15 protein-coding genes are annotated in these 13,229 nt (G+C 58.1%); 9 read left to right on the top strand and 6 right to left on the bottom strand.

Features of this window, described 5'->3' with window-relative positions:
- The first annotated feature begins 70 nt into the window (after positions 1-70).
- The gene (locus VCA57_RS11585) at positions 71-1,096 is read left to right on the top strand and encodes an AraC family transcriptional regulator (RefSeq protein ID WP_411185172.1); all 1,026 of its coding nucleotides are present in this window, start codon (positions 71-73) and stop codon (positions 1,094-1,096) included.
- 168 nt (positions 1,097-1,264) lie between these two features.
- Here VCA57_RS11585 and glp read toward each other — a convergent pair whose 3' ends face one another.
- Positions 1,265-2,479, bottom strand: a complete 1,215-nt coding sequence (gene glp / locus VCA57_RS11580) for a gephyrin-like molybdotransferase Glp (RefSeq protein WP_411185171.1) — start codon at positions 2,477-2,479, stop codon at positions 1,265-1,267.
- A complete protein-coding gene (gene moaB / locus VCA57_RS11575) occupies positions 2,476-3,015 on the bottom strand; it encodes a molybdenum cofactor biosynthesis protein B (RefSeq protein WP_411185170.1) in 540 nt (179 codons plus the stop codon). Before moaB ends, glp begins: the two co-directional genes overlap by 4 nt.
- A gap of 67 nt (positions 3,016-3,082) precedes the next feature.
- On the opposite strand from moaB, the gene mobA reads away from it, so the two are divergent.
- Positions 3,083-3,661 (top strand): molybdenum cofactor guanylyltransferase MobA, encoded by a 579-nt coding sequence (gene mobA, locus VCA57_RS11570; protein ID WP_411185169.1) that lies wholly within the window; start codon positions 3,083-3,085, stop codon positions 3,659-3,661.
- 79 nt (positions 3,662-3,740) lie between these two features.
- Positions 3,741-3,962: a YgdI/YgdR family lipoprotein gene (locus VCA57_RS11565; RefSeq protein WP_411185168.1), complete on the top strand. Its 222-nt coding sequence runs from the start codon at positions 3,741-3,743 to the stop codon at positions 3,960-3,962.
- Between the two features lie 299 nt (positions 3,963-4,261).
- Here VCA57_RS11565 and VCA57_RS11560 read toward each other — a convergent pair whose 3' ends face one another.
- From VCA57_RS11560 to VCA57_RS11545, 4 genes are all read right to left on the bottom strand, one after another.
- Complete coding sequence (locus tag VCA57_RS11560) at positions 4,262-5,146, bottom strand: chemotaxis protein CheV (protein WP_411185167.1); 885 nt, start codon at positions 5,144-5,146, stop codon at positions 4,262-4,264.
- 49 nt (positions 5,147-5,195) lie between these two features.
- Positions 5,196-5,438, bottom strand: a complete 243-nt coding sequence (locus VCA57_RS11555) for a glutaredoxin family protein (RefSeq protein ID WP_411185166.1) — start codon at positions 5,436-5,438, stop codon at positions 5,196-5,198.
- Between the two features lie 50 nt (positions 5,439-5,488).
- A complete protein-coding gene (locus VCA57_RS11550; protein WP_411185165.1) occupies positions 5,489-6,646 on the bottom strand; it encodes a DUF5610 domain-containing protein in 1,158 nt (385 codons plus the stop codon).
- Between the two features lie 197 nt (positions 6,647-6,843).
- Complete coding sequence (locus VCA57_RS11545) at positions 6,844-8,052, bottom strand: ammonium transporter (protein WP_411185164.1); 1,209 nt, start codon at positions 8,050-8,052, stop codon at positions 6,844-6,846.
- A gap of 367 nt (positions 8,053-8,419) precedes the next feature.
- On the opposite strand from VCA57_RS11545, the gene VCA57_RS11540 reads away from it, so the two are divergent.
- The 6 genes from VCA57_RS11540 (at position 8,420) to VCA57_RS11515 (ending at position 13,200) form a co-directional block, all read left to right on the top strand.
- Positions 8,420-8,737: a YqjD family protein gene (locus VCA57_RS11540; protein ID WP_411185163.1), complete on the top strand. Its 318-nt coding sequence runs from the start codon at positions 8,420-8,422 to the stop codon at positions 8,735-8,737.
- A gap of 13 nt (positions 8,738-8,750) precedes the next feature.
- On the top strand, positions 8,751-9,134 hold the full coding sequence (locus VCA57_RS11535; RefSeq protein ID WP_411185162.1) for a phage holin family protein: 384 nt from the start codon (positions 8,751-8,753) through the stop codon (positions 9,132-9,134).
- 2 nt (positions 9,135-9,136) lie between these two features.
- Positions 9,137-9,463, top strand: coding sequence for a hypothetical protein (locus tag VCA57_RS11530; RefSeq protein ID WP_411185515.1), 327 nt, complete (start codon positions 9,137-9,139; stop codon positions 9,461-9,463).
- Positions 9,464-9,547: 84 nt separating this feature from the next.
- Positions 9,548-10,711 carry an EAL domain-containing protein gene (locus VCA57_RS11525; protein ID WP_411185161.1) on the top strand — a complete coding sequence of 388 codons (1,164 nt, stop codon included), beginning with the start codon at positions 9,548-9,550 and terminating at the stop codon, positions 10,709-10,711.
- A 95-nt stretch (positions 10,712-10,806) separates the two neighbouring features.
- A complete protein-coding gene (locus VCA57_RS11520; RefSeq protein ID WP_411185160.1) occupies positions 10,807-12,138 on the top strand; it encodes a deoxyguanosinetriphosphate triphosphohydrolase in 1,332 nt (443 codons plus the stop codon).
- A gap of 3 nt (positions 12,139-12,141) precedes the next feature.
- Positions 12,142-13,200 carry an FUSC family protein gene (locus VCA57_RS11515; protein ID WP_411185159.1) on the top strand — a complete coding sequence of 353 codons (1,059 nt, stop codon included), beginning with the start codon at positions 12,142-12,144 and terminating at the stop codon, positions 13,198-13,200.
- Positions 13,201-13,229: the final 29 nt, after the last annotated feature.

The raw sequence follows: 13,229 nt of genomic DNA, 5'->3' as shown, positions 1-13,229 counted from the left end.
GGCCGCTCAAGAGCGTCACTGTCGAATCAAGCCAGGCGCTATCGCTAATCAAGACATTCAGAATAAGAAAATGACCGACAACCTCGGCTACACCTCTGTCCCTGCACTGCTGAAATACCTGCGCCATGCCGAACAGTTGGGCCTAGATACCGAGCAAACACTGACGGCAGCCGGCATCAACGCCAACGACTTAGCCGACAACAGCAAACGCCTCCCCAGCGAAACCCACGAACGCCTGCTCGCGCACTTGCTACGGGTGTCCGGCGACCCGCTGTTCGGCCTGCACAGCGCGCGCTTTGTGCTGCCGGGCTCTTGGAGCGTGCTGGGATATATCACCATGAACTGCGCGACCTTGGGCGAGGCCATGGGCCGCATCGCACCCTATGAAAAGCTGGTGGGCGACATGGGTGTCAGCCGGATCGAGGCGGCGAACGATCACGTCATGATGATCTGGACCTGCCGGCATCAGGCTGAACCGATCCGCCGACATATGGTGGAGGACGTACTGGCCTCATGGCTGCTGTATGCCCGCTGGATCGCCGACATGGACCGCTCGCCCCGGGAAGTCTGGTTCGAGCATGCGCAGCCAGAAGGCGTGGCGCTGGATGAGTATCAAGCAGTGTTCGGCTGCCCAATCCACTTCGAGCAAAGCTGTAATGCGTTGATTGTGCCGCTGGACTACCTCAAGGCGCCGCTGCGTCAGGCCGACGCCAGCCTGCTGCGCACGCTGGAAGAACATGCGCTGACCCTGATGGCCGGATTGGACGACAACGAGCCGCTGCCACAACGGGTGAAGAACGCCCTGCGCTTATTGCTCAAGGACGGCTTGCCACGCAAAGAGCGCGTGGCGGAAAAATTCAATATGACGGTGCGCACCCTGCAGCGTCATCTGCAGTTGGCCGGCACCAGCTACCAGCAGATTCTCGATGAGTTGCGCCAGGAGCTGGCCGAGCACTACCTGCTGCGCAGCGACCTGGCCATTCAGGATATCGCCAGCTACCTGGGCTTTACCGAATCGCGCTCGTTCCACCGCAGCTTCAAGGCCTGGACCGGGCAGACCCCGGGCGAATTCCGCGAGCGCCAACGCAATACGTAGGATGGGTCGGGGCACGCTGGTTGAGCTTGCGATACCCATAGGCGCGATCTGGCAACGTCCGTTGATGGGTATCGCTGTGCTCCATCCATCCATCCTACCTAGCCCATCCTTGAAAACCGTAGGATGGATTAGCAGCGCAGCGGCGTAGCCCATCAATGCTCAGGTGACTTACCCCAGAATTTCGCTCAACGGAATGAACCTCAGGCTATCGCCCTCGGCCAGCGTCGTATCTTCCAATACCTCGGCAAAACCCTCAGCCCAGGCGGCGCTGCGCAGCACCCCGGAGCTCTGGTTCGGATAAGGCACAACCCGGCCATTTTCCAGACGCGCGCGCAGGTACTCGCGGCGCTTGCCCGGTTTGCTCCAGACAAAGCCCGCTGGCATCGGGAAACCCAGCGGCTCAACCCGCTGAACACCCAAACGACGCAACAGATAAGGCCGTGCGAGCAGACCAAAGGTCACCAGGGTCGACGCCGGGTTGCCCGGCAGACCAATAACCGGCACACCACGGAACTGCCCACAGGTCAGTGGTTTGCCCGGTTTAATCGCCAATTTCCACAGCGCCAGCTCGCCCTCTTCACGCAGGGCCATGCCGAGGAAATCCGCCTCCCCCACCGACACACCGCCCGTGGAGAGAATCAGGTCAACGTGGCTCAACGCACCCAGCGCTGCACGCGTCAGCTCTAGGTCATCAAGCAGAATGCCGCCATCAATGACCTCGCAGCCCAAACGCTGCAGCCAGGCGATCAGTAAACGTCGGTTGCTGTTGTAGATCTGTCCAGGGCCCAGCGGCTGACCCGGCTCAACCAGCTCATCACCCGTAGACAGCACAGCCACGCGCGGCCGACGGCGTACCGTCAACTCGGCACAGCCCAGTGAAGCGGCCAAACCCAGCTCAATCGGCCCAAGGCGGGTGCCTACGGGTAATACGCTATCGCCCACACGGGTTTCCTGTCCCTGCGGCCGCACGTTCTGCCCCAGTTTCAGTGGCTCGCTAAAAGACACGCGACCCTCTTCATCAAGTACCGCGTTTTCCTGCATTTCCACCGTGTCGGCACCGGCCGGTAAGGGCGCGCCGGTAAAAATTCGCGCGCAAGTGCCTGGCTGCAATGCTGCCGGCGCGCTGCCAGCCTGAATCCGCTGACTCACGAGCAGCGGCTCGCCGCTCCAATCGCCTAGCCGCAGGGCATAACCGTCCATGGCACTGTTGTGCCAAGGTGGCAGATCCAGGGTGGCAATCAGCGGCGCGGCCAAAACCCGGCCAGCGGCCTCGCTCAAGTTAACCAGCTCGGTTTCAACAATCGCGCTGGCCTCGGCCTGCACCAGCAAACGCGCCAGCGCCGTTTCAACCGGCATCAAACCAGGCTTATCGCAGCCGCTCATCCACGGCTCTCGCAGGCGGCCACAGGCTTCAGGTGCGGGACAAAATTGCACGGCCGATGACGGTTATCCAATTGCTCACTAAGAATGCCATCCCAAGCAGTACGACAGGCATTGGTCGAACCCGGCAGGCAGCACACCAGCGTGCCATTGGCCAAGCCGGCCAATGCGCGCGACTGGATAGTGGAGGTGCCGATATCCGCCACAGAAATCTGCCGGAATAGCTCGCCAAAACCGTCGACGTGTTTGTCCAACAAGCAGGCCACCGCTTCCGGGGTGCTGTCACGGCCGGTAAAACCTGTGCCGCCCGTAACCAGCACCACCTGCACCTGATCTTCGGCAATCCAGGTCGCTACCTGAGCGCGAATCTTGTACAAATCGTCCTTCAGCAAAGCCCGTGCAGCGAGCTGATGGCCAGCGGCCTGCAAACGATCCACCAACAACTGGCCAGAGGTATCGGTAGCTAGACTACGAGTGTCGCTGACGGTCAAAACCGCGATATTCAAGGGCACGAAATGTGCGTCGGCCTTGTGGCTCATGGCAGGCTTCCAGTTATGGGCAATAATGCCCGCCGTTATATCACAGGCCCGCTTTAGGAGGCTCTGCATGCCCGCCCCCAGCAACCCATACAACTGTTCAGTTCTGCTGCTTGCAGGCGGCCGCGGGCAACGCATGGGCGGTGCCGACAAGGGCCTGCTCGACTGGCAAGGGCGACCAATGATTGCCTGGTTGCACGACCTTGTGCGGCCACTGACTGATGATCTGATCATCTCCTGCAACCGCAACGCCGAGTGTTATGCGCCGTTTGCCGATCAACTGGTTGCCGATGATGACGCTGGTTTTCTCGGCCCATTGGCCGGTATCCGTGCAGGCCTACGTGCAGCACGCCGGCCCAACCTGCTAGTCCTGCCGTGTGACGCCCCGCAACTCGACAGCGCACTGTTACACAGCCTGCTGAGCCATGCTGGTGAGCGCGTGGTGGTGATTCGTCAGGGCGAATTTATCGAGCCGCTATTCAGCATTATCCCGAGTGCACTGCAAGCCGATCTGCAACGGGCCTGGCAAGCGGGTGAACGCAGCCCCCAGCGCTGGTTGCGTAGCCTGTCACCACTGACCGTAGAATGTCCGGCCGACGACCCTCGCTTGGCCAACCTCAATACGCCAGAACTGCTTACCCGGCACTGATCAACATTTACCAGGGAACTTGGCAGGCAAAGTTCCGTCACAAGCTGGGTAAAACATCTATTTAATCAAGGAGAACCTTATGAATCAGCGGATCATTCCAGCATTGCTGCTTACCTTGGGCCTGGCTGCGCTGACAGGTTGCGCATCACCAACGGTGATCACTCTCAATGACGGCCGCGAGATCCAGACTACAGACGAGCCAAGCTTTGATGAGGATTCGGGCTTCTACGAGTTCGAACAACTCGATGGCAAGCGCGCCAAGGTCAACAAAGATCAGGTACGCACCGTCAAAGAGCTTTAAGCCAAGCACCAGGCGTCGCCCGTTTTTTTACCGCGCCGCCTGGGTTAAGCCATACGCATTTCTAGCGCCTGGCTGATAGAGATCTGAAGGGTCGAACCTTCGAGCGGTAAAAACTTCAGTACGGAATAAGCCCACTTGCTGTGCAGCACCGCTTGGTAAAGAGCCTCGTTCGGGACGAGAAGGTCGCTGGTTAGCCCCCTGTTTCTCGGCCACTTTCAAGTTCACATTGTTTATGAAAAGCAATCGCAACCCACAAAAAAGCCCGCTAAACGCGGGCTTTTTTGTGGGTATTGCAAAACCTAGTGCAAACTTTCGAATGCGCGCACCAGAGCCTTGCTCAGGTCGACTGTTGAGAACTTGGTCAGCACGTCATTAGCACCCACTGCATTGGCTTTTTCAGTGTTCATGGTGCTGTCGAGCGAAGTGTGCAGAAGTACATAGATCTGCCCGATATCGGGCTTCTTACGCAGCGTGCGAACGAGATCGTAGCCGTCCATTTCCGGCATTTCGATATCCGACACCAGTACCTCAATGGGCTTTCCAGCGTCATGCTGTGCCTGCAGTAATTCAAGTGCACCCGCGGCGCTACGCACCATCTGACAATCCAGCTCGAGCTTGCGCAGAGTAATCATTGTCTGATGCAAGGCCACGTGGGAGTCGTCTACTACTAGCACACGCCGGCCCTTGAGCAGCTCTCGCTCACTCTCAGAGAGCAATTGCTCGTCAAGCTCCTCGACAATCACAGGCGCGAGTTCGTGAAGTACTTTTTCAATATCGAGAATTTGCACGATCTTGCCATCGATCTGCGTTACCCCAGTGATAAAGGCTTTGCTGCCAGAACCTGCCGGCGGCGGACGGACATCACGGGTGTAACACTGCACGATGCGCTCCACGCTTTGTACGTGCAGGCCCTGACGCGAGCGGCTGAGTTCAGTAACGATCAGGCAACCATCATTACTACCAGGCACCCCTTGCTCGCCTATAGCTTTGGCCAGGTCAATAACTGTCAATGCCGAACCACGCAAAGTGGCCACGCCACGTACATGAGGATGACGACTCGGCAGTTTGGTCAGTACTGGGCACGGAATGATTTCCTGAACCTTGAGCAGGTTGATCCCCAGCAAGCGGCCGCTGTGCAAACGAAACAGCAGTAGCGACAAGGCGTCTCCAAGCACCACGCTCATCAATCATCTTCCTTATATAAATCAGTGACCATCGTGCGCCCGCTGAACATCAGGCACTACGCAGGAATTCGACAATTTGTTCGGACTCGAACGGCCAATTCAACTCGGCCCCAGTATCGCTGCGACGCAATACCGGAATACGTAGAGCGTAGTCGTCGACCAAGTGTTCATGCTCGGCAATATCGATCAGTTCGACCAGCAGGCCGTGCTCGACAAAAGGCATCAGCTGCGCCTCTGCCACTTCACACAAGTGGCAGCCGAGCGTACCGAGTAGCTGACATTCCGGGAGCATCTGTGCACCTCCATTGACGACTGGCGATGCAGTTTAGCACTGCCCCCGACTTAGGCGTCGGCCGGCTTGCTGCTATCTAGCGCGGGATTTAGCAGGTTTTGTAGGCCATCAAGCAAGCGACTATTGAGCTGCTCGGCTTTGTCCAAACGGCCACTGTCAAAGCGCTCATCCAGCGAGAAGCCACCCTTGAGTAAATCCAGCAGGCTGCTCTTGGCACTGCCTTCCTCAGTAACTTGATTGGCACTGCGCAAGGCGTCGAGCAACCCCTGGGCGTAGTCGAGCAATGAACTATTGACTGCACTAGCAGCCTGTCCGCCACTCTGCGCCACGGCGCTGTAGGCATCAGTGGCCTGGCGAACGGTGGTTTGCGTCAAGCTCAGGGACATGGACGCCAACTGCTCACCGTCCATGTCCAGAGCCATGGCACGGTCAAAGGCACCGGACAGATCACCGGCATAGAACTTATCGGACAAGTCCTGCACCTGACTGAAGAGTTTCTCTAGCGCACTGCGCTCTTCTTCATCCAACTCACCCTCAACGCTAACCTGCCAGCCAGCAATCTGCAGGCTACCGGATTGGCTACTGGCAGCCACAGAACTGCCGTTCGCATTACTGCTAGCAGCAACGCTTGTTTGCGACCAGTTGGCCGAAGCCTGAGCGATAGAAATTCGCAGGCGATCACCATCACGGGTGGTCACTTCCATATCGAAGGTTTCTGCCTGGGCGGCAAAGCGCTCACTGTAGGCCGCTACCGCCAAGCTGTCGCTGCTGGACGGTGTAGTGGGGTTGAAGCGTTTATCCAACGCATCAAACCCGTCCTGGATTTTCTGGTAGGTGTCGTCTACATCACTTGCCACTTTGCCTTGCAGGACACCCATACCGTCGAGAATTTTACGCGCCTCGGCAAAGCCCTTTTCCACGCCACTACGCGCCTGCTCCAACAACCCCTTCAGTTTCTCTGAATCAGCGCCACCGGCCTGTTCGCTCTGCAGGCGCTGATCAATAAAGTCGAGAATCCGTCCTGCGACTTTCTCAGGGGTGTAATCGTTACTTTTACCCGCCAACGCACCGGGCTCAAGGCCAAGGCGCTCGGCAAGACGATTAGCCAAGGTTGCCTGTGCGTCGGCGGCAGTGTTGCGCGAGGCAGACTGAGCATTCGTGGCAGCCGTGCGGGATGGGGAGGATGACAGCGAGGCCAAAGGATTCATAACAAAGTACCTGGGCGGTGTATCTGATTGGTTGGCGGCTGCTAGTAGAGAAACTTTAATGCTGCGGAAAATTAACTGATCAACGGCGTAGAAAGTCACCTGTTCATTAGTTCTAGCAGGTTGCTGAGCGCGCTTTAGCGGTTGAAATAAAAAAGCCCGAACATTTTGTCCGGGCCTTTTGCATTCACTGCACGCCATCAGTCCTGACTGACAGCACCGATCTTGTGTATCGACAAGTCGGCACCGTAATATTCCTGCTCCTGGCTCAGGCGAATACCGACGGTAACTTTCAGTACGCCATACACCAGCACACCGCCAATCAAGGCCACCACCACGCCGAGCGCCGTGCCGGCAAACTGGCTAGCCAGACTAACGCCGCCCAGGCCGCCCAGTGCCTGCTGGCCGAAGATGCCACAGGCAATCCCACCCCATACGCCACATAGGCCATGCAGCGGCCACACACCGAGCACGTCGTCGATTTTCCACTTCACCTGGGTTGCGGTGAACGCCCAAACAAACAGCGCACCGGCAATCGCCCCAGTAATCAAGGCCCCGACCGGATGCATAAGATCAGAGCCGGCACACACCGCTACCAACCCTGCCAATGGGCCGTTGTGCAAGAAACCTGGGTCGTTACGCCCTACCAGCAACGCAGCCACAGTGCCGCCGACCATCGCCATCAGGGTGTTGACCGCCACCAGACCGCTGACGCTGCCCAGGGTTTGCGCACTCATCACGTTAAAGCCAAACCAGCCAATGATCAGAATCCACGAGCCCAGCGCGAGGAACGGAATATTCGACGGCGCAAAAGCCACCAAACGGCCATCGCGATAACGCCCATTACGCCGCCCCAACAGGATCACCGCGCCGAAGGCCAGCCAGCCACCTACCGCATGCACCACAACAGAGCCGGCAAAATCATGAAAGGCTGCACCAAACTGCGCCTCCAACCAGCCCTGCACACCATAGTTGCCATTCCAGATAATCCCCTCAAAAAACGGATAGACGAACGCAACAATCAGCAGCGTTGCGCATAACTGCGGGCCGAACTTGGCGCGTTCAGCGATACCACCGGAAATAATCGCCGGGATAGCAGCAGCAAAGGTCAGCAGGAAGAAGAACTTCACCAGGGCATAACCATTGCCCTCGGTTAGCACACTGGCTGGTTCAAGGAAGGTCACGCCGTAGGCGATCCAATAACCGACAAAAAAATAAGCCAGGGCCGATACCGCAAAGTCCGAGATGATCTTCGATAAGGCGTTAACCTGATTTTTCTGCCTGACCGTACCCACCTCAAGAAAGGCAAAGCCGGCGTGCATGGCCAGGACCATGACCGCACCGAGCAGGATAAACAGAGTATTGGAGCCGTGAATCAGGGTTTCCACAGCACTGTTGATGTTGTCCATCTGCGAAGAAAACTCCGTCGAGGAAAAAGCACCAAAGCAGACCACAAGGCAACAAAAGCGCACCAATCAGCAGCATTTATCACGATCAGCTTTGCAAGCACTCAGTTCCCAGCACACCAAGGAGGTGCCGCCTTCACCTTGTGCAGAAGCACTAATTCCATAGTTATTAATAAGTTATTGCAACACCACAGCTTCCCGGCCAAGCATCCATTAGCCCCACAAAAGAGCATTTCACCAAAGGCGCGCACCAGCGCAATGCAAGCGCTATACCAGCCATTGCACCCGCTACGCCGTGAAATAAAAGGAACCACCACCCCAATGAGGACTCGAACCCCTACACTGTTGTTATCTACAAAGGAGAGTCACCATGCCCCGCAAAGCCCCAGCACCCGCTAACAAGGATCAGCTACTCGAAGAATTCCAGGCCCTGGTCAGCGATACCGAGCGCCTGCTGCAACACTCCGCCAGCCTGGCCGGCGATCAAGCAGAAGAACTGCGCGAACAAATCCGCAGCAGCCTAGGCCGCGCACGCGGCACCCTGCATAACGCCGAAGAGGCCCTGCATGCACGCGGCAAAGCTGCTATTGATGCCACTGAAGGCTATGTGCAGACTCACCCTTGGCAAACCCTTGGCATTGCTGCGGCCATTGGCATGCTGTTCGGCATACTGATTTCCCGGCGCTAGATAGAGAACCCTAATGGATGCAACACCGCCTAACCCAACGAGTCGCGGTAATTCGCCACAGCGATTTGCCGGCGCCTTGCTGGGCTTATTGCAAGGCCATATCGCACTGTTCGCTGAAGAATTCAAAGAACAGCAAGGACGCACTCTGAGCTTGCTGGTGCTGACCAGTTTGAGCCTGCTATTCGGCCTACTGCTGATCATCGGTTTGTCGGCCGCATTAGTGATTGTCTTCTGGGAAAACCACCGCCTGCTGATCATCAGCGCGCTCTGCGTTTTCTATGCAGTGGGCCTGTTGAGCGCCCTTATCACCTTGCTGCTGCATGTACGCAATGCACCCTCCCCCTTCAGCGCCAGCCTTGAAGAACTGGCCCGCGACCGTGAGCAACTACTGCCATGAGTATGTCCGAGCTACCCGCCAATGCTTCGCGTCGCGAACTGCGCAAAACCCTACTGCGCATGCGCCTGGAAATGCATCGCCAGGAACTGCGCCACGAAACACTGGTAATACTCCAACCGCTGCGCCAGGCACAGCACTGGCGCAAGGAGTTGGGCAACAGCAACGCACCGCTTTGGGTCGCAGGCAGTGCACTGCTATTGGCCACACTGGGTATTCGCAAAGGACATTGGCGGAGCTGGCTGCGTATCGCACTGATTGCCTTCCCATTACTGCGGCGCAACCCGCCCCGCGATGCGGACGTTGCAAGCCCCCCAACAAAAGATACGTAAGCAGGGGATCGATCTGGCCAAAATCTTGCTTAGCCACTTGGCTTAGCCGCCCGCATGGGCGTTGCCTGCCTAAGGAACTGCGCAGTGTTCAATGGCCAACCGCTTGCTGTTTTCCAACCGTTCATCGATACCGCTACCGGACGCATTGCCGGCGTTGAAGCATTGGCGCGCCTGCGCAGTGATGATGGCCAACTGCATTCGGCAGGCCCGCTGTTCAGCGACCCGAAAACCCCACCTACAGCCTTGCGCCGCCTCGACCGCGAGGTCCGTGAACAGGCCCTCACGCGCTTTCATGAAGCGCCAGAGGACTGGTTCCTCAGCCTAAATATTTCCCCGCGCTGGATAAGCCGCCTGCGCCCTGAACAAGCATTGCCCAGCCTCAAGCAACTGCACCACAGCGGCATCGACCCGACACGCATCGTTTTCGAGATCACCGAGCTAGGCGGTGCCAGCACGCGCCTGCCTGGAGTAGTGGAGCGTTACCGGCAGGCTGGCGCACGGATCGCCATTGATGACTTCGGGGCGGGCTATTCACAACTCGACCGCGTACTGGCCTTACAACCGGACATCCTCAAGCTAGACATGCGCCTGTTTCAGCAGGCCGCTCGCGGCGGGCCAAGCAGTGAAGTGGTCAAAGCCCTCGCGCAGATGGCGGAGAAAACCGGCTGCTGGATCATTGCCGAAGGGGTGGAAACCGAGGCTGAGCTGGACTTTGCCCTGGAATGTGGTGCGCGTTATGTTCAGGGTTACTTGTTTGCCAAACCCGAACAGAGTTTTTTCAACAGCGATGCCTTCGTCAAACGCTTTGCCCAGCTGCGTGACCACTATGTGCAACAGAAGCTCGCAGAGCGGGCGCGACTGATGACCCTGCGCCAGCAACTGGGTACGTTGATGAACAGCTTCAAAGCTTGGATTGAAGGCGGCGCGCAGCCCGAACAATTGCCACAACCGCATGCTTACCCCTGGCTACTGCGCATCTTCCTGTGTGACCGCCACGGCACCCAGTTAACCGCTAATTTGGAGTGGCGCGAGCATACCTGGCACAGCGATAGCCGCTATGTCGGGCACAACTGGTCATGGCGACCGTACTTTTACCAGCTACTGGCCGAGGGCTGGGAAGAACGCCGATTGATTCTCTCCAGCACCTACCGCGATGCCACCACCAACCAGTACTGCCTGACTGCCGGGCAATTTATCGACAACGGTAAACAACTGCTGCTGATTGATATCGACGCCGTTGGCTTTTAACACCACGACTTATAGATCCGCCGCTGTACCTTGCATGATCGGCCTATAACCCCGAAGCTAGCCCTAAAATAGCCAGGTAACGGCGAGGACACCCCTTGGATTGGCAAACCCTGCTCAACCGTGAGCGACTTGGTAAGCCGACGCACAGCGTCGCTGAACTGGGCCGCACGCCCTTTCACAAAGACCATGACCGCATCATTTTCTCCGGCGCGTTCCGTCGCCTGGGGCGTAAAACCCAGGTGCATCCGGTTTCCAGCAATGACCATATCCACACGCGCCTGACCCACTCCCTGGAAGTCAGTTGTGTGGGTCGCTCCCTGGGCATGCGCGTTGGCGAAATGATCCGCGACGCCCTACCGGCTTGGTGTGAGCCAAGCGACCTGGGCATGGTCGTGCAGTCCGCCTGCTTGGCCCATGACATCGGCAACCCACCGTTCGGCCACTCTGGTGAAGACGCTATTCGCCACTGGTTCCAGCAAGCAGCGGGACGCGGCTGGCTGGACTCAATGAGCGCCGCCGAACGCAGTGATTTCCTCAGCTTCGAGGGCAATGCGCAGGGCTTTCGCGTACTCACGCAACTGGAATATCACCAGTTCGACGGTGGCACTCGGCTGACCTACGCAACGCTGGGCACCTATCTGAAATACCCCTGGACCGCACGCCATGCCGAGGCGCTTGGCTATAAAAAACACAAATTCGGCTGTTACCAAAGCGAACTGCCCTTACTTGAGCAAATCGCCAGCAAACTGGGCCTGCCACAAATCGAAGAACAACGCTGGGCGCGCCACCCACTGGTCTATCTGATGGAGGCGGCAGACGACATCTGCTACGGCCTGATTGACCTGGAGGACGGCCTGGAGATGGAGCTGCTCGATTACAGCGAAGTCGAGGGGCTACTGCTTGATCTGGTTGGTGAAGACCTACCGGAAACCTACCGCCAGCTCGGTCCACAGGACTCGCGCCGACGCAAACTGGCCATCCTGCGTGGCAAGGCCATCGAACACCTGACCAACGCCGCTGCCGAAGCATTTGTCGAACAGCAGGATGCTCTGCTGGCCGGCACGCTGCAGGGTGATCTGGTCGAGCACATGCACAGCACTGCCAAGCGCTGCGTGCAAAGCGCCAAAGACATGGCTCGGCAGAAAATTTTCCAGGACAAGCGCAAAACCCTGCACGAGATCGGCGCATACACCACGTTGGAAATCCTCCTCAATGCCTTTTGCGGTGCAGCCTTGGAGCAACATGGAGGACGCACGCCATCCTTCAAGAACCGCCGAATTCTTGACCTGCTCGGCAATAGCGCCCCAGACCCGAGCGGGCCACTGTACCGCTCGTTCTTGCGCATGATCGACTTTATAGCAGGCATGACCGACAGCTACGCTACGGAAATGGCCCGCGAGATGACTGGCCGCTCAAGCCCGGTATAAGTGATGAACAACCTGCTGCACAAAACCTTCAGTTGGCACGCCGGCCCTCCTGCCTGGGGCTCGGCTATGGTCGCCGGCCTGGGTTGCGCCCTGCCCCTGCTGCTGGGATTGTTCAGTGGCCATCCGGGGTTTCTGTGGGCCTCGGCAGGTGCGTTCCAGGCCGCCCAGGCGAATCCACTGCATCGCCTTGGCATGTTGCGCATGCTGATGCTCTGTTGCCTCGGCGCCTGCAGCGCCGGCCTGGGCTTTTGGTCAGCCAGCTACCCCTATGCAAGTCTGCTGATCTTCGCCCTGTTCGGTTTTCTCCTGGCCTGGCTACAGCGCTTTGGCAGCGAAACCGGAAAGCTGGGCATTGGCCTGGCAATTTGCCTGTGCCTAGGCCAGGGCCAGCAAGGCCTGGGCACGTTGAATAACCCTTACGCCATAGCCATGTTGTTTATCCTCGGTGGTCTCTGGGTGATGCTGCTGGCCTTTGGCCTGCGCGGCATGCATGGCTTACGCATGTGGCCGTACATGCCGCGCTTTATGAGCATCCTGAAAGTGCTCAGACGCCACGCTAAGCGCCTACCGCAACAGAAATGGCGCCTGCATGCACTGGGTTGCACCCTGGCCTTTGCTCTCTCCGGCTTGATCGTCAACCTCGCCGAACTGCACCGTGGTTACTGGCTGACGCTGACCGTGGTGACCACCTTGCAGCTGGAATTCCAGGGCAGCTTGGTGCGCGCCGTACAATCGATTCTTGCCAGCCTAGGCGCTGCAGCGCTACTGATTTTACTCGGCCATAGCCTGCAAAGCCCGGCACTGATGGTCGCAACACTACTGCCGTTGATCACCCTAAGCCGCGCCCTGCAGGCCAACCATTACGGGCTGTTCGTGATGCAGACCACCGTGTGTTTTGTGCTCTTGGCAGAAAGCCTGGCGCGCGACTGGCAGCTACCACAGGTACGCCTGTTCAACAGCCTGATTGGTGTGGCTCTGGCCCTCTTGGTAGCACTGCTGGTCTATGGCTTGGAGAGCTGGCTACAACATCGGCAACTGCTGCGTAACCCACGTTCCCACTAAACCGCCATGGCGGTGTGATGCGGCACATA

The organism is Pseudomonas sp. (genome assembly GCF_046581935.1).
Taxonomy (GTDB): domain Bacteria; phylum Pseudomonadota; class Gammaproteobacteria; order Pseudomonadales; family Pseudomonadaceae; genus Aquipseudomonas.
This window is presented reverse-complemented; position numbering and strand designations above follow the sequence as displayed.